We start from the raw sequence: 17,967 nt of genomic DNA on the forward strand, positions 1-17,967 counted from the left end.
CTCAGCCCCGCAGCCGCTCCACCAGGTGGGTACCCACCCGCAGGGCATTGGCGATGGCGGTGAGGGAGGGGTTCACGGCGCCGATGGTGGGCATGAAGCTGGTATCGACGACGTAGAGGTTGTCGAGTTCGTGGGTCTTGCAGTTGAGGTCGAGCACCGAGCTGGCCGGATCGCTGCCAAAGCGGCAGGTGCCGGCCTGGTGCCCCACGGCGGCGATGCCCATGCTGTTGGCGATGTAGAACTGGCGCTCGACCAGATGCTTGCGCAGGTAGAGGCGATCCAGCAGCCCCTCCAGCCGGCTCACCAGACGCGCCGAGGCGGTGAGATTGTTGGGGGTGTAGCTGAGCTGGATCTGGCCGGAGCCGGTCACGGTGACCCGGTTGTTGGGATCGGGAAGGTCCTCGCTGGAGATCCAGAAGTCGAGCGCATGTTCGGCGATCTTGTCCATGCTCCAACCGGGCATCATGAAGGTTTCCAGTGGCGCGTAGCCCTTCATGATCGTGCCGTTGGTTTTGCCCGTCATCTGGATATTGCCCATCGGATAGTCGAAGTCGGCATCTCCGAGATACCAGTCGTTGATCGATACCGTTTTCTGGAACACGGTGAGGTTCGGCTCATGGGCCAGGGCCACCATCGCCTTGCTGTTGTGGAACATGTAATGGCGGCCCACCTGGTCGGAGCCGTTGGCCAGGCCCCGGGGATGGCGGTCGTTGGCCGATAGCAGCAGCAGCCGGGCGCTGTTGGCGGCGCCGCAGCTCACCACCACCACATCACCGCTGACCGTGAGCGGCTCGCCGTCCCGCTCGAGCTCCACGGCTTTGACGACGCGGCCGGATTCATCGGTGACCAGCCGTTTCACCTGGGCCCGCGTCAGCAGTGACACGTTGGAGAACGCCAGGGCCGGCCGCAGGCCCAGCACCTCCGCGTCCGATTTGGCGTGCACCAGGCAGGGGAAACCATCGCAGCAGTTGCACTTGCGGCAACGGCTGAAGGCCATGTTGGCCTCATCGAGCTGCACGCCGCTGGGGGCATGGAAGGGGTGGAGCCCGGCAGAGCGCAGGTCGTCGACGAGCTTCTGCATCCGCGGCTCATGGGCCACCGGGGGATGGGGGTAGGGGCCGCTGCAGGGCGGCTCGGTGGGATCCTCACCGCGCTGCCCATGCACGTGGTACATCTCCTCGGCCTTCTGATACCAGGGCTCGAAGTCGGCGTAGCGCAGGGGCCAGGCCGGCGACGTGCCATCGAAGTGGGCGAGCTGCTCGAAATCCTGCTGGCGCAGGCGGAAATGGGCGGCGCCATACATCTTGGTGGCCCCCCCGACGAAGTAATGGCTGCCGGGCTGGAAGGTCTTGCCGTGCTTGTCGAGCCAGGGATCCTTCGACACATAGCGGTTCTGCTGGAACACCGCTTCGGCGTCCCAGTTCTGGGGTTCCTGGGGCAGCCAGTCGCCCCGCTCCAGCACCAGCACCTTCAGGCCCGTGGGGGCCAGGTGGCGGGCCAGGGTGCCGCCACCGGCGCCGCTGCCGATGATCACCACATCGAAGTGGGCGCCGTTGCTCACCTGCAGCTGGGCCGCCTCCGGCAGGGGCGAGTTGTGAACGCTCGGACCGGCGATCGTGGCGCTGGGGGACAGGGAGCTCATGGCGGGGGGGTGTAGCGGTTGAGCTGGTTGAGCATCTTGCAGACCATGGCGCTCCAGCCGGTCTGGTGGGAGGCACCGACGCCGCTGCCATTGTCGCCGTGGAAGTATTCGTTGAACAGGATCAGATCGCGCCAGTGGGGATCGTTCTGGAACATCTCCACGCCGCCATTGAAGGGACGGCGGCCTTCGCCGTTGCGGCGGAACAGATCCACCAGCCGTTTCTCCAGCTCCAGTGAGGCCTCCCAGAGGCTGATCCAGTGGCCGGAGCGGGTGGGGAACTCCACCTTGAAACTGTCGTCATAGAAGTGGGCGAACTTCTGCAGGGACTCGATCAGCAGGAAGTTCATCGGCATCCACACCGGCCCGCGCCAGTTGGAGTTGCCCCCGAACATCGCCACCGGACTGTCTGCCGGGCTGTAGGCGAGGGTCTGGCTTTCGCTGCCTTCGGTGTAGGTGTAGGGGTGCTGTTCATACACCTTGGAAAGGGAACGGATGCCATAGGGGGAGAGAAACTCCTCCTCGTCAAACAGTCGCTCGCAGATGCGCTGCAGGCGTTCCCTGGGCACCAGGGTGAACAACACCCGGTCGTTGTGCCAGATCCCCAGGTTTTCCACAATCCAGGAGGGCGTGGTGCGCTCGTGGGTGAACCAGGCCAGGGTGCGGGTGACATCGAGCATCGGAAGCCGTGCCACGGTGTCGATGTCGAAGCTCTGCACCGCCAACAGCGGCACCAGGCCCGAGAGCGAACGGGTGCGCAGATAGTCGACGCTGCCGTCGGGCCGCTTGATCACGTCGTAGTAGAAGCCGTCCTCCTCGTCCCAGTTGAGGTAGTTGCGGCCGGCCGGATTGTTGAGGCCGATGGCCAGCTGCACGAAATCCACCACGAAGCGCTCGCAGATGTCGGCATACTCCGGCTCTTCGTGGCTCAGCTCCACGGCGATGTCCAGCAGGTTGAGACTGAGCGAGGCCATCCAGGCGGTGCCGTCGCACTGCTCGATGATGCTGCCGTCGGCCAGGGGGAAACGCCGGTCGAACACGGCGATGTTGTCGAGGCCCAGGAAGCCCCCCTCAAACACGTTGTCGCCGGAGCGGTCGTTGCGGTTCGCCCACCAGCCGTATTCCAGGATCAGCTTGCGCAGGGCCGCCCGCAGGAAGGCCAGATCGGCGGCGTCGGAATTCTTGCGATCGATCTGATAAATGCGCATCGCCGCCCAGGCGCCGATCGGTGGATTGGGATCGGACAGGGCCCATTCGTAGGCGGGGGTCTGGGCGTTGGGGGCGGTGTAATGGGGCTTGCGCAGCAGCATGCACTGCTCCTTGGCGGTCGCCGGATCGAAGATGGCGAAGGCCACGGCGTGGAACATCAGGTCCCACTGGCAGAAGTAGGGGTACTCCCAGCAATCCGGCATCGAGATCACGTCGTGGGCGTGCAGCCGTTCCCAGTAGGCGTTCTGGGTGTGACGCCGCTGGGCCGGTGGGGGCGTGCCGGTGGGGTCACCTTCGAGCCAGCGCATCACGCTCCAGCCGTAGTACTTCTTGCACCACAGCAGCCCGGCGGTGCCGGCCAGATGGATGCGCCGGTCGTCTTCGGACAGGCCGGGAACGCGATGCTCGAAATACTCCAGCCACTCCCGTTCGCGCTCGGCGAAGAGTGCGGCGACGGCATCCCGACCCAGCGCAGGGGTAGGAGAAGGGCCGTCGACGCGGTGCAGCCGCAGCTCCACCACCCATTCCTCGCCGGCGCCCAGGGTGCGTTGCAGCACACGGCCCGCCTTGCTGCCCTGCAGGGCCGGATTCACCGCGCCGATTTCACCATCGACCACATGGCGATGGAAGCCGTCCTTCTGGAAGGCTGTGGGGTTGGGCTGGCCCCACAGCCGCTCGCTGTTGGTTTCGTTGTCGGTGAAGATCCAGCGGCCGGGCTCCTCGCAGTCGAGCTGATACACCCCCAGGTGGGGGATGGCATCGCTGACCACCGCAGGGCCGCTGGCCCCATCGCCGGCGCCATCCACCGGCCGGATCCGGTGCTCGACTTCATCGGGATAGCCCCAGCGCCAGGTGTTGCGCAGCCACAGGCTGGGCAGCAGGGTGAGTGGTGCCGCTTCGGGGCCGCGGTTGATGGCCCGCAGGCGGATCAGCAGGTCCTCCGGTCCGGCCTTGGCGTATTCGATGACGACATCGAAATAGCGGCTCTCGTCGAAGATTCCCGTATCAATCAACTCGTACTCGGGCTGATCACGCCCGCGCCGGCCGTTCTCCGCCAGCAGATCTCCGTAGGGGAAGGCCCGCTGCGGGTACTTGTACAGCCCCCGCATGAAGCTGTGGGTGGGGGTGTTGGCGAGATGGAAGAAGTAGTCCTTGAGGTCTTCGCCGTGGTTGCCTTCGGGATTGCCGAGCCCGAAGGGCCGTTCCTTGAGGATCGGGTCCACGCCGTTCCAGAGGGCCAGCGAGAAGCAGAGGCGGCACTGGTCGTCGCAGAGGCCCAGCAGGCCGTCCTCGCCCCAGCGGTAGACCCGCGAGCGGGAATGGTCGTGGGGGAAGGAGCTCCAGGCGTCCCCGTCGGCGGAATAGTCCTCGCGCACCGTGCCCCACTGGCGCTCGCTCAGGTAGCTGCCCCACAGGCTCCAGGGGGCGATGTCGTGGTCGCGCTCGGCCATGCGCCGGGTTTCCGACGGCGTGATGGCGTCGATCGCGGCGCGGCCGGGGACGCTGGTGGTCACAGGGAGGCCTTCAGGGCGGCGCCGATGCGCAGGGCGTTGGCGATCACCGTGAGCCCCACCCCCACCGACGGGCAGAAGGGCAGCACGCTGGCATCGACGATCCAGAGGTTGTGAACCTCGTGGCTGCGGCCCTGCAGGTTCACCACCGAGGTGGCCGGATCCGAGCCCATGCGGCAGGTGCCGCAGGCGCCGCCGATCACCGGCAGGGGCGCCTCGCCGCGGGGGTGGGTGGGGGCGGCCTTGGCGACCAGGGTGAGGGGGTCGGCTTCCACGGCCTTGAGGCAGTCGATCCAGCGGTAGACGAGGCGATCGTGGGCCTCCCGGTTGTTGGCGGTGTAATGGATCTGCAGAAGGTTGCCCCGCAGGGCGACCCGGTTGTGGGGATCGGGCCGCACGGCACTCATCGCCCACCAGGTGATGGAGCGGGCCGCGAGCTGCTCAAGACCGAAATCCGGCAGCAGCCGGGTCACCAGGGAGAGCACCGGTGGCGATTCGGCGAACAAGGCGTCCTGGAGCACCCCACCACCGCTCTGGATCGAGCCGAGCGGAAAGTCGACGTTCTTGTCGCCCCAGTAGAAGTCGGTGATGCCATGGCCGCGGCCGTAGCGACCCGAATTGGGGGCGGCGGCCAGCTGCAGGATCGAGGTGAGCTGGGGCTTCATCAGGTTGCGGCCCACCTGATCGGAGCCGTTGGCCAGGCCGCGGGCGTGGTGGTCGGTGGCGGAACGCAGCAGGATCTCCGGCGTGCCGATGGCCCCGGCGGCCAGCACCACCTGGTGGCCGCGGAACAGCCAGCGCTGGTGGTCGATCTCCACCTCGACGCCGCGCACCTCCTGGCCCGACGGGTTGACGTGCAGCTGCATCACCCGGGCGTGCTCCTTGACCGTGACGCCGCCGCAGGTGCGCACCGGATCAACACCGAACAGCTCGGCATCCCCGGTGGGATCCACCGCTGAATCGGACCAGCTCAGCGGCAGGTCGTAGGGATGCAGGCCCTGGCGTTCGAGGGCGGCACGCAACTCCACCAGAAACGGCTCCACCGGCCGTGGCGCAGCGGGATAGGCGCTGTCGCGGGCCGGGGCGGTGGGATCGGCACCGGCCACGCCATGCACGTGGTAGAGCGATTCCGCCTGGTCGTACCAGGGGGCCAGGTCGTCGTAACGCAGTTCCCAGTCCGGCGAGGGTCCCTCCTGGAGCGGCACGCCAAGGAATTCCTGCTCGCGCATGCGTTCGAGCACGCCACCCCAGATCTTGGTGTTGCCGCCGATGGCATGAACCATCTGGGGGGAGAAGGGATCCCCATCGGTGCCGAACCATTTCTCGTCGGGGTGATACCGCTGCTTGCGGAATAACCCCACCTCAGCCACGTTCTGGTCGGCCTGGGGCATGACGCCACCGCGCTCCAGCAACAACACCGTGTGGCCTGCATCGGCGAGGCTGGCGGCCAGGGTGCCGCCACCGGCGCCGCTGCCGATCAGGATCACGTCGTAATGGTTGTCGTCAATGATCATGGTTCAGGCTCTCCAGACATAGAGCAGCACGAACAGGATGATCCAGATCACATCCACGAAGTGCCAGAACAGGGACGTGGCGATGACACCTTCTTCGCCACCGGCGTAGTTGCCAGGGAGGAAGGACTTGGCCAGCATCAGGCCCATCAGCAGGATGCCGGTGAGCACATGCAGGCCATGGAAGCCGGTGAGCAGGAAGAAGGTGCCACCGAAGGTGCCCGAGGTGAAGCCGAACGTGAGGCCGCTCCACTCCACCGCCTGGCCATAGAGGAAATAGGCCCCCATGGCCATGGTCAGCAGCCAGAAGCCACGGAACAGCCAGATCTTCCCCTTGCCCTTGAAATGCTCGGCCACCACCATCGTCAGGGAGCTGGACACCAGCACCACCGTGTTGATCAGCGGCATGCGCCATTCGAGGCCGTCCACACCGGCGGGCAGCCAGTCGAGGGCGGAGAGACGCAGGATGGCGTAGCCACTGAAGAACGCCAGGAAGATGACGCTCTCGGAGCACAGAAAAATGATGAAGCCGGTGAGGTTGTGATTGGCGTGCTGGCCTTCGCCGTGGGCCACAGGCTGTTCGGGCTGGGGGGCCGGGGTGCTGGTCATCGGTTGGCCTCCTGAAGGGTCAGCGCTCGATCAATGTCGGCTTGGTGCTCCACCAATGGCTCACCGGTGCCATAGCCATAGGGGCGGCTGATCACGGTGGGAACGTGCTCGCCGAAGTTGTCCTCCGCCGGGGGTGAAGGCAGCAGCCACTCCAGGCCGATGGCATTCCAGGGGTTGTGCGGCGCCCTGGGACCCCGGGCCCAGGAACTGATCATGTTGAGCAGGAAGGGGATGATCGATACCCCCAGCAGGAAGGAACCCAGGCTGGCCAGCACGTTCCAGAAGGCGAACTCCGGGTCATAGGAAGAGACCCGCCGGGGCATGCCCATCAGGCCCATCGGATGCATGGGCAGGAAGCTGAGATTGGCGCCGATGAAGGTGAGCAGAAAATGCAGCTTGCCAAGGCCGTCGTAGGGCATCCGGCCCGTGAACTTGGGGAACCAGTGGTAGATGGCGGCGAAGATACCCATGACGGCTGCGCCATAGATCACGTAGTGGAAGTGGCCCACCACGAAGTAGGTGTTGCTGACGTGAATGTCAATCGGTACGGTGGCCAGCATGATGCCGGTGATGCCGGCGAAGACGAAGTTGAACAGGCCGCCGATGCAGAACAGCATCGGGGTGGTGAGCCGGATCTTGCCTCCCCACATCGTTCCCAGCCAGGCGAACACCTTCACTCCGGTGGGCACGGCGATCAGCATCGTGGTGACCATGAACAGGTTGCGCATCCACTGGGTGACGCCACTGGGGAACATGTGGTGTACCCAGACGATCAAGCCGAGGCCAACGATGATGAAGGAGGCCAGGCACACATAGACGTAGCCAAAGAGGGGCTTGCGCGAATAAACGGGGAACAGCTCAGAGAAGATGCCGAACACCGGCAGGATGATCACATACACCGCTGGGTGGGAATAGAACCAGAAGAAGTGCTGATAGAGCACCGGATCGCCGCCGCCTTCGGGCCTGTAAAACGACGTGCCGACGCTGAGATCCAACAACAGCATCACGGCGCCGCCGGTGAGGGCGGGCAGGCCGATCAGCTGCAGGGTCTGGGCGGCAAGCGCCGTCCAGCAGTAGACAGGCATGCGGAAGAAGCCCATGCCCGGAGCCCGCATGCGCAGGATCGTGGTGACGAAGTTCACCGCTCCCATGATCGAGGAAACGCCGGAGAGGGCCACCGCCAGCACCCAGAGGAACTCGCCGTTGATCAGGTGGCCGAGGGGGTTCTGCAGGCTCACCGGCGGATAGGACCACCAGCCTGAGGTGGCCGGGCCGCTGGGCACAAAGAAGCTGGCGATCAGCAGGATGCCGAACACCGGCACCAGCCAGAAGGCGGCGGTGTTGAGCCGCGGAAAGGCCATGTCGGGGGCGCCGATCATGGTGGGAATCAGCAGGTTGTTGAGCCCATTGAGCACCGGAAAGATGAACAGGAACAACATGATCGTTCCGTGCATCGTGTAGAGGCCGTTGTACACCGTGCGATCCACCAGGTCGGAAGCTGGTGTGATCAGCTCTCCTCGGATGATCATGGCCAGCAGGCCACCCACCAGGAAGAAGAAGAAGGCCACCACGATGTACTGGATGCCGATCACCTTGGCATCGGTGCTGAAGCCGAAGTAGCGCCGCCAGGAGGCGGGGGGTTCGGGGGAGAGGGCGGTACTGGTCATGGCCTCAGGCGTCGTGGGGAAGGGAACTGGAACCGGGAACGTTCACCTGGGGCGGGGGAGCCGGAACCACCGTGGGCCAGCCGCCGCGAGGGTTGGTCTGGCGCTCGGTGTATTCGTCGGAGGCCACGCTGAGGCCGCTCTGAAGGGGGGCGGCGGCGGCCTGCTTCAGCCAGGCGGCATGGTCCTCGGCGGTTTCGACCACCACATCGGCCTGGTTGGCGGCGAACCAGGTGCCACTGAACTGGGAGTCACGCAGGCGATAGCGGCCGACGCGGGTCGGGGTGAGGCTGAAATCGATCGCCCGGCCTGGAATCACATCCTGCTTGAGCCGAAAGGCCGGGATGAAAAAGCCGTGCAGCACATCCTCGGAGACCAGGCGGAAGGTGATCTGCCGGTTCAGCTCCAGGTGCAGTTCCGTGCTCGAGACGCTCTGGCCGGTGTAGCGAAATTCCCACGACCATTGCCGCGCAATCACCTCGACCTGCTCGGCGGGCAGCCGGTCCCCGGGATAGCCCCCCTGCTGCTCCTTGGTATCGCGCAGATGGATGTGCTCCATCGGACCCAGTACCCCCAGCTCCGTGTTGATCTGGATGGCATACCAGGCGATGGCCATCACCAGCACGAAAGGGATGGCAGTCCAGATCACCTCCAGCCGGGTGTTGCCCTCGATCGGTTCGGCATCGCTTTCGTCGTACTTCTCGGCGCGGTGCACGAGCATCACCCAGCCCATCACCGAGATCACCCCCAGAAATACGAAGGTGCCGATGCCGGTTTCGAAGCTGAACAGGCCATCCACCAGTGGGGCGGCATTGGAGGCCTGCACAGGCAGCCAGTGATAGGACGCGCCGGCCATCCAATAACTGATCAGGGCCAGCAGCCCGATCCAGATGGCCAGGGCCGCCAGGGCGATGGGGCCAGGGCGGCGTGGGGTGGAGGAGGTCATGGGGAGGGGCCCTAAGGAAGGGCGGTGCGGAGATTGGCTCCGCTGGCCAGGAGTTGGTCGGCGGTGATGTGGACGCCGAATTCGCCCGCCAGTTCGGCGCCAAGGGTGCCGTGCAGGCCGATCACCAGGAACAGACCGAGCCCCACCAGCAGGTAGAGCCACTGCACCTGGCGGCCCATGTCCCGACGCCAGAGAAAGCGCTGGTAGCCGCGCCAGACGGTCATGGCGATGATCGCCACCAGGATCGCCACCCCACCGACGCCATGCCAGAGCATGGTTTCCATGCTCTGCAGGCCGATGCTGCTGGTGACGCCGGGCAGCGGCACCGCCAGCAGCATCTCGAAGAAGCCGGCCGCCACGGTGAAGAAGCTGACGACGGCGCAGGCCAGCAGGTTGTACCAGCCCACGTCGTGGAAGCCGGCCCGGGTGATCGGCAGGGCCAGGAAGCGGAACACCCGCTTTTCGATCGGATAGAGGGCGCCGACGATGTCGAAGGCGATCGCGATCACGAACAGGCCGATCGTGAAATGGACCAGATTCGGATGGATCGGCAGGCTGTAGGGCAGGTCGTTGGGGCCCAGCCAGTCGGCCAGCTGCTGGATCGGAGCCTCGGCCGGGAGCACGGAGACGGGCATCAGATCAGTCCGGCCCGGCCGGCAGCCACCACCGGCACCGTGTGCAGGCCATACACCCAGATCAACTGGTTGCCCAGGGTGACCTGCACCACCACCAGTGCGGCCAGCACCCCCCCGGCGGCCAGGAACGGCAGCGGCAGCGTCTCGGGGTCGCGGTTGCGCAGCACGTAGCGCCAGCCCGTGAGCACCGAGAGGATGCCGGCCAACGACCAGCCCAGGGTGCTGTGCAGGTTGAGGATCGAGCGTGAGGCGCCGTAGGGATCGGCCAGGCCCGCTTCCACCTGGCCGAAAATGATCGCCACGAAGATGGCCCCCGTGGCGAACAGCAGGTTCCAGAAGCTGACTTCAAACAGATTCGGCCGGCGCAGCACAACGCCGATCAGATCGAAGACCACGCTGATCACCGCCATGGCGATGACGAAGTGGACCACGATCGGATGGAGGGTGTCCATCCAGGGCAGGTTGTGATCATTGAGGGCTGGCAGCAGCTGCTGCATTGGGCACCGGCCACGGATGGCCTCTTCACCATGGCCAGCGCCCGGCAGCTGTCCTGGGTCTGTGATCTTTTGCTACAGCATTGTGGCGATACCCCGACCTGGCGGGGCAACCATTTTCAATCCTTGTCGCTGGCGCCGAAGGCCTGCATCAGGGCGTCGCCCCAGCTGTTGATCGCTTCCAGCTTGTGGTCCGGGGCGCTGCTGATGGCTGCGGCATGGGCCTTGAGCAGGGTGGCCTTGCTGAAGTCATGGCCGTGGCGGCTGGCCAGAGCAACGATGTCATCGACCCCAGCGGCGGCCTGGAGTTTCTGGCGCAGCTGCCCATCGACGGCGGCGCTGCTAAGGAAGGCTTGCAGGGCGGAGAGCGACACGGGCAGCCAGCGGGTCAGGGACTGTGCATCCTGGCAGGACAGCGCTCCCAGGCAGGGAGATTGCCCCTACCTTTCAGATATCCAGAGCGGCGCATCGATGCCAAAGGAACGCTTCTTCCTTGAGCTTGAGCCGAGCGACGCCGTGATGAAGGGCTGGCCCCATGTCGTGATCCTGGGTGGAGGCTTCGCGGGCCTCAAAGCGGCCCATCGGCTGGCGGGCAAGCCGGTGCGGGTCACCCTGGTGGATAAACGGAATTTCAATCTTTTTCAGCCCCTGCTCTATCAGGTGGCCTCGGGCCTGGTGTCCGAGGGGGATGTGGCCACGCCCCTGCGCCTGCTGCTGGCCAAGGCGGCGAATGTGCAGGTGTTGCTCGGCGAGGTGAGCGACCTTGACGCCGCCGCCCGGGAGGTGGTCTTCAATGACCGCCGCCTGCGCTACGACAGCCTGATCCTGGCTACGGGCTCTGGGAGCACCTACTTCGGCCACGAAGAATGGCGTGAGCTGGCGCCGCCGATGAAGATCCTCGAGCACGCCGATGAGATCCGCCGGCGGGTGCTGGCGGCCCTGGAGGAGGCCGAGCAGACCCCGGATCCGGAACGCTGTCGCTTTCTGCAGTCGGTGGTGGTGGTCGGCGGTGGCCCCTCCGGCTGCGAACTGGCTGGATCGATCAACGAGCTGATGCGCCACGCGGCTGCACGCGACTTCCGCCAGCTGGATCCCGAACTCTGTCGCGTACGGCTCGTGGATCCCGGCGACCGCTTGCTGCGGGCCATGGATCCGGAGTTGTCGGAGGCGGCCGCCGACTACCTGCAAGCCCGCGGCGTCGAGCTGGTGCTGGGCGGCCGGGTGCAGAGCATCGAGGCGGGCCGTCTGACGGTGGCCTTCAAGGCGCCGGCGCCTGGAACCCCCGGCGAGCGGGTGTTGGAGGGGGCCACCATCTGCTGGAGTGCCGGGGTGCGCGCCTCCCACCTCGGCAAACTGCTGGCGGACCGCACCGGTTGCGCGGTCGATCGCGGCGGACGGGTGGTGGTCGCGCCCGATTTCTCGATTGCCGGCCATCCCGAGATCCGGGTGGTGGGCGATCTCTGCTCCTATTCCCATACGGTGGATGGCAAGCCCCTGCCGGGCATGGCTGGACCGGCGGTGCAGATGGGGGGCTGGGTGGCCCTGGATCTGCTGGCCCAGCTGGGCGGTCAGCGCCAGGCCCCCTTCCGCTGGTTCGATTTCGGCAGCATGGCGGTGATCGGTCCCCTCTGCGCCGTGGCCGACCTGCGGGGGTTGAAGTTCACCGGGCCGCTGGGCTGGCTGCTCTGGGGCCTGGCCCACCTGGCGTTCATGCCCGCCAACGAGAACCGCCTCACCCTGCTGACCAAGTGGCTGTGGGTGATCGCCACCCAGCGGCGGTCCAGCCTGCTGATCACCGGCCGGACCGACCAGCACATGGGGGTGGAGGTGGGCCTGGAGCGGGCGGAACGGGCGGAGGACTCCGCTCCCGAAGCCGCGGAGCAGCCAGCGGCGGCCTGAAAAGCCAGCCTCTGCACCGCAAGCCCCCAGGCCCCAGCTCAGAGGCCGGGGCTGCTGTGCATCAGGCCCCCATCGGCGAAAATCGTGGTGGCGGTGATGTAGCTGGCGGCGTCGCTGGCGAGGAAGCCCACCACCTTGGCGATCTCCTCCGGCTGCGCCATGCGGCCCATGGGGATGGCGGCGTTGAGCTTGGCCAGCAGCTCGGGATTGTTCATCGTGGAATCGTTGATCGGCGTGGCCACGGCGCCGGGGCCGACGTTGACGATCGTGATGCCATGGGGCGCCAGCTCGAGGGCCGCGGTGCGGGTGAGCATGCGCACCCCGCCCTTGGCGCAGCAGTAGGGGGTGTTGTCGGGCATCGGCCAGTCCTCGTGCACCGAGGAGATGTTGATGATGCGGCCGCCTCCCCCCTGGGCGATCATCTGCTTGGCGGCGAACTGGGTGGCGAAGAAGACGCCGCGCAGGTTGACATCCAGAACCTTGTCAAAGTTGTCCGGGGTGGTGGTGAGGATCGAGGTGCGGGTTTCAATGCCGGCGTTGTTGATCATCACATCGAGCCGACCGTATTTCGCCACGGCGGCGTCCACCAGCCTCTGTAGGTCATCGAGCTTGCCGACATCGGCCTGAACCCCGAAGCTGCTGCCGCCATAGGCGCCGATTTCACGCTCCAGCTCTTCGGTGGCTTCGGGATGGGAGCGGTAATCGATCACCACCTTGGCGCCGAGTTCGGCCAGGTATTCAACGATGGATTTGCCGATGCCGCTGTTACCACCGGTGACGATGGCGACCTTGCCTTGCAGCAGGGTGGAAAGGGCTTTGCCGGCCAGGGGGTTGGAGCTGCTCATCGGGTGGGGCCAGGAGAGGGATGGGGTGAGAAACTCACACCCTCATCCTAGTGACGACGACCGAACGGGCCCAACAGGGTTGATGTCGTCAGAAACTGATCATTCTGCACCGGGACGCTGTGCCCTGGGCCGTGTCGTTCGCCCTCACGCTGATGATCTTCAGGCTCCGATCATGGCGTCGATGGCTGAACAATCCTCGGCCGTCATGGCTGGCGCTGTTGCGTTTCCTGCTCTGTTGCGGAACCCGTTCATGGTTCCACAACTCTGGTCACCATCTCTAGTCTGTTGGTGACAACTGTGGATCCAGCCCCTATGGGTGGCCGTCTGTTGCAAAAGCCGGGGGGGAACGAGCAGGCCGCCGCTTCGGTGGCGAAAGGAGCGGCCCTGCTGGTGGCAGCGTTCCTGGCCAACACACTCCAGAGCGCCTTCGCGCGGGCGGTGGGTGCCGAGATGGATGCGTTGACGTTCACCTGGCTCACCTTCGTCCTGGCACTGCTCCTGCTGACTCCGGTGCTGGTCCTGCGCGGCGGTCGCGATCTGCCCACCGCTGTGTTGCCCCTGCATCTGCTCCGCGGCGGCATGGGCATGGGGGGCTTCCTGCTCTTCATGGCCGCTGCCAAGCTGGTGAATCTGGTCAATGCCAATGTCCTGCTGAATACGACACCAATGTTCATACCGTTGCTGGCCTGGCTGGTTCTCAAGCAACGGATTCCTCTCAATCTCTGGAAGGCGTTGGCGGTGGGATTCGCCGGCATGGTGATTGTCGTTCAGCCCAATGCAAGCCTCCTCAACAAGCCCGGCGATCTGCTTGGCCTGGCGGCCGGATTCGTCTGCGCCATTGAGTTTCTGGCTGTGAAAGCGCTGGGAAGGAGCGAGTCTGCATTTACCCAGCTTGCCTATTTTCTGGCGATCGGCAGCCTGACATCCAGTCTGATGATGGTGGGGCGTTTTCAGAGCATCACGGCAGATCAACTCCTGTTGGTACTGGCCTCGGCCATCTGCTTGCTCAGCTTCCAGTTGCTGTTGATTCGCGCCTACAGTTTTGCCGATCCAAGCGCTATCGGAGCCTTTCAGTATTCGTCCGTGATCTTCGCTGGCTTGATCGGTTGGATCTGGTTTGATCAGATCCCGAATCTCGGCGTGGTGGCCGGTACCGTGCTGATCTGCACCGGCGGCGTGCTCAGCCTGGTCTGGCAGAACCCGCCGCGACCAACACCTGATTTGATCGCCTGACGTCGCCATGTCCGGCGCTCTCCCTTTGACTGGCACCATCCCTCTGGTGACCTGCCGGTGATGAGGCTTCCCCACATCGAGAGCGTCGGCTTCACCACTGCCGATGCCGGAGCCAGCGCCGCGTTCTTCGTCGAAGCCCTGGGCTTCCAACGCTGCAACGACGCCCGGATCGTGGATGGTGGCCCCTACACCACCCTGGTCGGACTGCCCGGAGCCCGCCTCAAGCTGCTGCGGCTGGCGATCGGCGCGGAGGTGCTGGAGCTCACCGAGGTGCTTGAGCTTCCCGGCGGCACCCGCCCTGGCCGGCCGGTCCCGGCCGATTCGCGCAGCAACGACCGCTGGTTCCAGCACGGTTGCCTGGTGGTGAACGATATGGCGGCGGCCCTGGCCCTGCTGCAGCCAGCCGTTGCGGCCGGGCGGATCACGCCGATCTCCACGGCGCCCCAGCGGCTGCCGGACTGGAACACGGCCGCCGCCGGCATCGTGGCCTGCAAGTTCCGCGACCCGGAGGGCCATCCGCTGGAGTTGCTGCAGTTTCCGCCGGACAAGGGGGAAGCTCGCTGGCACCTTGAGGCGCCCGGGCCGCTGCTGGGCCTCGACCACAGCGCCATCGGCATCGCCGATACCGCCGCCAGCGGCCGCTTCTACCGCGAGCTCCTGGGCCTGACCGCCGGAGGGGACGGCGTCAACAGCGGTCTTGAGCAGGATGGCCTTGATGGTCTGACGGGAACCCGGGTGCGCATCACCGGCCATCGCTGCCCCAGCGGCGCCGGGGTGGAGTGCCTCGACTACCGCGAGCCCACCGGCGGCCGGCCGATGCCGGCCGATCACGGTGCCCAGGACCTGGCCCACTGGCAGCTGCGCCTGCGGGTGGCGGATCTGGAGGCGATCGCCGCTCGGGCCGAGGCCCTCGGCGGCCGCCTCGTCTCCGGCGGGATCATTGCGCTGGGGCAGCAGGCTGAGGTGATCGGAGCTGATCGGGCCCTGCAGCTGGCCGATCCGGATGGCCATCGGCTGCAGCTGCTGCAGGGTTGAGCTCAACGATCAGCACCACGACCGAACGGGGCTGCAGCGTGTAGGTGTCCCCCGCCAGGGCCGGCGCGCAGTCCCAGGGCACCACGTCCTCCGGGCTGGGCCGGAAGGTGTCGATCCAGCGATGCCAGGCGTGCGGGCCGGCCTCGGCGGCGGGCAGGCGGAAGTGCAGTGGTTCCCACCAGGCGTTGACCATGGCGTGCCAGCGGAACCGTTGGCCGATGCTGGTGATCGTCACGCCGAAGGCATGGGAGCTGTCGCTCCAGTCGGGCTGGTTCGGCTCGACCCCATGCCAGCTCACCTGATGGCGTTGCACCAGCTCGCCGAGGCTGAGGCTGCGGGCGTTGACCACCACATCACGGCGCTGGCGATACGTCACCAGCTCCCGCACGAAGCGATGCAGGTCGGTGTTGCGCTGCAACAGCGACCAGTCAAGCCAGCTGATGGGGTTGTCCTGGGCGTAGGCGTTGTTGTTGCCCTGCTGGCTGCGGCCCATCTCGTCCCCCATGGCCAGCATCGGTGTGCCGGTGGCCAGCAGCAGCAGGGTCAGCAGGTTGCGGCTCTGCCGTGAGCGCAGGGCCACGACATCGGGCTCCTGCGAGGGCCCCTCGACACCGCAGTTCCAACTGGCGTTGTCGTCGCTGCCGTCGCGGTTGTCTTCGCCGTTGGCATCGTTGTGCTTGCTGTTGTAGCTGACCAGGTCGGCCAGGGTGAAGCCGTCGTGGCAGGTGATGAAGTTGACGCTGGCTTCGGCTTCACGCTGCTTGTGGCCGTAGATGTCGGGGCTGCCGATCAGCCGCTGGCCGACGCTGGCCGCCAGGCCGTCATCCCCCTTGATGAAGCGGCGCACGTCGTCGCGGAAGCGTCCGTTCCACTCCTGCCAGTTGTCGCCGACGAAACTGCCCACCTGATAAAGCCCGGCGGCATCCCAGGCCTCGGCGATCAGCTTGGTGCCCGCCAGCACCGGATCGGTGTCGATGTCCCAGAGGATCGGGGACAGGGGAGTGGGTTGGCCGGTCTGGTCCCGGTCCAGCACCGAGGCCAGATCGAAACGGAAGCCATCCACATGCAGGTGCTGCACCCAGTGGCGCAGGCTGTGGTGGATCAGGCGCCGCACCACCGGGTGGTTGGTGTTGAAGGTGTTGCCGCAGCCGGTGACATCGATGTAGGTGCCATCGCCGTTCTGGAGGTAGTAATCGCCGTCGGCCAGTCCCCGGAAGCAGAAGGCCGGCCCCTCGGCGTCTCCTTCGGCGGTGTGGTTGAACACCACATCCAGGATCACCTCGATGCCGGCGCGGTGCAGCGCCTTGACCAGATCGCGGAACTCATCGATCACCGCCAGGGGATCGCTGCTGCAGGCGTAGCCGGGGTGGGGCGCGAAGAAGGAGATCGGCTGGTAACCCCAGTAGTTGCGGTGGCCGCTGGGGGCCGCCAGGGGATCGAAGGCGAAGACCGGCAGCAGCTCCACCGCCGTGATGCCCAGATCCTGGAGGTAGGGGATCTTGCTGATCAGGCCCCGGTAGGTGCCGGCCTGTTCCGGCGGCAGGCCGGCGCTGGGGTGGGCGGTGAAGCCGCGCACGTGCAGCTCGTAGATCACCGTCTCGCGCGAGGGCCGGTGCAGGGGCCGATCCCCCTGCCAGTCGTAGGCGAGCGGATCGGCCACCACGCTCTTCATGGCGCTGCCCCAGTCGCCAGCACTGCTGCGGCCAGGGGCGCGGCCATAGCCCGGCGGCATCGCCAGGGCCAGCCCATGGGGATCAAGCAGCAGGTTGGCCGGATCGAACCGCAATCCCAGCTGTGGCTGCCAGGGTCCCTCCACCCTCCAGCCATAGAGCTGGCCGGGCCCGATCCCCTCAATTCGGCCATGCCAGTAGCCACCGGTGCGATGCCGGGCGGGATCGAGGGCGACGCGATGGCTCGGCACGGCGTCATCGACGCGCTCGAACAGGCACAGCTCCACCGCCGTTGCCCGCCGGGCGTAAAGGCTGAAGTTGACACCGCCTTCGCTGAGCGAGGCGCCCAGGGGGGCACTGCTTCCCGGTGTCGGCAGGGCCGCCGTGCTTGAGGTCATGGCATCGGCAGGGGGGGGATGGCAGGGACCCCCTGTTCTGAATGATGGCCAGAGGCCGCGGTTTCGCCTTGCCGCGGCGCCGACCGCTCACCCTGCTTACGTTGAGCCGGCAAGCCGTTCCACTGCTTCGCTCACTGATGGATCTCGAGATCGTCACGTTGCTGGTGCCCACCGGCCCCTCCCCGGCGGCGGGTGCCGGACTGCTGGTGCTGCGCCTGTTCGTGGGGCTGGCATTCATCCGCCACGGCTGGCCGAAGCTGCGCAACCTCAGGACGTGGTCCACGGCGATGAAGACGCCGCAATGGCTCTGTTTCCTGTCGGCGGCCTCGATGTGGGGCGCCGGCATCGCCCTGATCCCAGGGCTGCTCACCCCCCTGGCGGCCCTCGCGATCCTGGTGTCGATGGCCTACGCCATGGTGCTGGAGCTGGTCTCCGGGACACCGTTCATCGCTCCGGATCCCTATCAGATCCCTGAGGGGGACTACGCCGGACCGATGGGTGTTGGTGAGCCGCCCAGCTGGGAGAAGGCGGCCATGTATGTGGTGATGTGCCTGGTGCTGATCACCTCCGGTGGCGGCCTCCTCTCCCTCGACAACCTGCTGATTGCCGACCTGCTGCGCGCGATCCTCTGAGCGCGACAGCGCCCGGGGAGCCAGCGGGCGCGGCCCA

15 protein-coding genes are annotated in these 17,967 nt (G+C 66.2%); 4 read left to right on the forward strand and 11 right to left on the reverse strand.

From position 1 onward, the window contains the following. Window position 1: 1 nt before the first annotated feature. The 9 genes from KQ305_RS13945 to KQ305_RS13985 form a co-directional block, all read right to left on the reverse strand. On the reverse strand, window positions 2–1,642 hold the full coding sequence (locus KQ305_RS13945) for a GMC family oxidoreductase (protein WP_259725999.1): 1,641 nt from the start codon (window positions 1,640–1,642) through the stop codon (window positions 2–4). Then, complete coding sequence (locus KQ305_RS13950; RefSeq protein WP_259726024.1) at window positions 1,639–4,299, reverse strand: MGH1-like glycoside hydrolase domain-containing protein; 2,661 nt, start codon at window positions 4,297–4,299, stop codon at window positions 1,639–1,641. The genes KQ305_RS13945 and KQ305_RS13950 overlap by 4 nt, the downstream gene beginning before the upstream one ends. A gap of 59 nt (window positions 4,300–4,358) precedes the next feature. After that, on the reverse strand, window positions 4,359–5,873 hold the full coding sequence (locus KQ305_RS13955) for a GMC oxidoreductase (RefSeq protein ID WP_259726000.1): 1,515 nt from the start codon (window positions 5,871–5,873) through the stop codon (window positions 4,359–4,361). Window positions 5,874–5,876: 3 nt separating this feature from the next. After that, window positions 5,877–6,479: a heme-copper oxidase subunit III gene (locus tag KQ305_RS13960; protein WP_259726001.1), complete on the reverse strand. Its 603-nt coding sequence runs from the start codon at window positions 6,477–6,479 to the stop codon at window positions 5,877–5,879. Continuing rightward, window positions 6,476–8,146: a cbb3-type cytochrome c oxidase subunit I gene (locus KQ305_RS13965; RefSeq protein ID WP_259726002.1), complete on the reverse strand. Its 1,671-nt coding sequence runs from the start codon at window positions 8,144–8,146 to the stop codon at window positions 6,476–6,478. Before KQ305_RS13965 ends, KQ305_RS13960 begins: the two co-directional genes overlap by 4 nt. A gap of 4 nt (window positions 8,147–8,150) precedes the next feature. Then, on the reverse strand, window positions 8,151–9,089 hold the full coding sequence (locus KQ305_RS13970; protein ID WP_259726003.1) for a cytochrome c oxidase subunit II: 939 nt from the start codon (window positions 9,087–9,089) through the stop codon (window positions 8,151–8,153). An 11-nt stretch (window positions 9,090–9,100) separates the two neighbouring features. Beyond that, window positions 9,101–9,724 carry a DUF2231 domain-containing protein gene (locus tag KQ305_RS13975; protein WP_259726004.1) on the reverse strand — a complete coding sequence of 208 codons (624 nt, stop codon included), beginning with the start codon at window positions 9,722–9,724 and terminating at the stop codon, window positions 9,101–9,103. After that, complete coding sequence (locus tag KQ305_RS13980; RefSeq protein ID WP_254944904.1) at window positions 9,724–10,221, reverse strand: DUF2231 domain-containing protein; 498 nt, start codon at window positions 10,219–10,221, stop codon at window positions 9,724–9,726. The genes KQ305_RS13975 and KQ305_RS13980 overlap by 1 nt, the downstream gene beginning before the upstream one ends. A 116-nt stretch (window positions 10,222–10,337) precedes the next feature. Then, a complete protein-coding gene (locus KQ305_RS13985) occupies window positions 10,338–10,592 on the reverse strand; it encodes a Nif11-like leader peptide family natural product precursor (RefSeq protein ID WP_259726006.1) in 255 nt (84 codons plus the stop codon). Between the two features lie 97 nt (window positions 10,593–10,689). Here KQ305_RS13985 and KQ305_RS13990 point away from each other — a divergent pair, with 97 nt between their 5' ends. Continuing rightward, window positions 10,690–12,117, forward strand: a complete 1,428-nt coding sequence (locus KQ305_RS13990; RefSeq protein WP_259726007.1) for an NAD(P)/FAD-dependent oxidoreductase — start codon at window positions 10,690–10,692, stop codon at window positions 12,115–12,117. Window positions 12,118–12,155: 38 nt separating this feature from the next. Here the strand turns inward: KQ305_RS13990 and KQ305_RS13995 are convergent, their stop codons facing one another. Then, complete coding sequence (locus KQ305_RS13995) at window positions 12,156–12,962, reverse strand: SDR family NAD(P)-dependent oxidoreductase (protein ID WP_259726008.1); 807 nt, start codon at window positions 12,960–12,962, stop codon at window positions 12,156–12,158. A 312-nt stretch (window positions 12,963–13,274) separates the two neighbouring features. Between KQ305_RS13995 and KQ305_RS14000 the strand changes: the two genes are divergently transcribed. Together KQ305_RS14000 and KQ305_RS14005 are read left to right on the forward strand one after the other, a co-directional pair. Beyond that, window positions 13,275–14,195 (forward strand): DMT family transporter, encoded by a 921-nt coding sequence (locus KQ305_RS14000; protein ID WP_259726009.1) that lies wholly within the window; start codon window positions 13,275–13,277, stop codon window positions 14,193–14,195. A gap of 60 nt (window positions 14,196–14,255) precedes the next feature. Further along, window positions 14,256–15,230, forward strand: a complete 975-nt coding sequence (locus tag KQ305_RS14005; RefSeq protein ID WP_259726010.1) for a VOC family protein — start codon at window positions 14,256–14,258, stop codon at window positions 15,228–15,230. On the opposite strand, the gene glgX is transcribed toward KQ305_RS14005, so the two are convergent. Further along, on the reverse strand, window positions 15,133–17,298 hold the full coding sequence (glgX, locus tag KQ305_RS14010) for a glycogen debranching protein GlgX (protein ID WP_259726011.1): 2,166 nt from the start codon (window positions 17,296–17,298) through the stop codon (window positions 15,133–15,135). The genes KQ305_RS14005 and glgX overlap by 98 nt on opposite strands. 137 nt (window positions 17,299–17,435) lie before the next feature. On the opposite strand from glgX, the gene KQ305_RS14015 reads away from it, so the two are divergent. Next, complete coding sequence (locus KQ305_RS14015; RefSeq protein WP_259726012.1) at window positions 17,436–17,930, forward strand: DoxX family protein; 495 nt, start codon at window positions 17,436–17,438, stop codon at window positions 17,928–17,930. Window positions 17,931–17,967: the final 37 nt, after the last annotated feature.

The sequence above is a fragment of the Synechococcus sp. CS-1332 genome (genome assembly GCF_025127995.1).
In the GTDB taxonomy this organism is placed as follows: Bacteria; Cyanobacteriota; Cyanobacteriia; order PCC-6307; family Cyanobiaceae; genus Cyanobium.

Bases quoted from the DNA above. Each gene is read 5' to 3' on its own strand.
- KQ305_RS13945 (WP_259725999.1), bottom strand. From the start codon at position 1,642: ATGAGCTCCCTGTCCCCCAGCGCCACGATCGCCGGTCCGAGCGTTCAC.
- KQ305_RS13950 (WP_259726024.1), bottom strand. From the start codon at position 4,299: ATGGCCGAGCGCGACCACGACATCGCCCCCTGGAGCCTGTGGGGCAGC.
- KQ305_RS13955 (WP_259726000.1), bottom strand. From the start codon at position 5,873: ATGATCATTGACGACAACCATTACGACGTGATCCTGATCGGCAGCGGC.
- KQ305_RS13960 (WP_259726001.1), bottom strand. From the start codon at position 6,479: ATGACCAGCACCCCGGCCCCCCAGCCCGAACAGCCTGTGGCCCACGGC.
- KQ305_RS13965 (WP_259726002.1), bottom strand. From the start codon at position 8,146: ATGACCAGTACCGCCCTCTCCCCCGAACCCCCCGCCTCCTGGCGGCGC.
- KQ305_RS13970 (WP_259726003.1), bottom strand. From the start codon at position 9,089: ATGACCTCCTCCACCCCACGCCGCCCTGGCCCCATCGCCCTGGCGGCC.
- KQ305_RS13975 (WP_259726004.1), bottom strand. From the start codon at position 9,724: ATGCCCGTCTCCGTGCTCCCGGCCGAGGCTCCGATCCAGCAGCTGGCC.
- KQ305_RS13980 (WP_254944904.1), bottom strand. From the start codon at position 10,221: ATGCAGCAGCTGCTGCCAGCCCTCAATGATCACAACCTGCCCTGGATG.
- KQ305_RS13990 (WP_259726007.1), top strand. From the start codon at position 10,690: ATGCCAAAGGAACGCTTCTTCCTTGAGCTTGAGCCGAGCGACGCCGTG.
- KQ305_RS13995 (WP_259726008.1), bottom strand. From the start codon at position 12,962: ATGAGCAGCTCCAACCCCCTGGCCGGCAAAGCCCTTTCCACCCTGCTG.
- KQ305_RS14000 (WP_259726009.1), top strand. From the start codon at position 13,275: ATGGGTGGCCGTCTGTTGCAAAAGCCGGGGGGGAACGAGCAGGCCGCC.
- KQ305_RS14005 (WP_259726010.1), top strand. From the start codon at position 14,256: ATGAGGCTTCCCCACATCGAGAGCGTCGGCTTCACCACTGCCGATGCC.
- glgX (WP_259726011.1), bottom strand. From the start codon at position 17,298: ATGACCTCAAGCACGGCGGCCCTGCCGACACCGGGAAGCAGTGCCCCC.
- KQ305_RS14015 (WP_259726012.1), top strand. From the start codon at position 17,436: ATGGATCTCGAGATCGTCACGTTGCTGGTGCCCACCGGCCCCTCCCCG.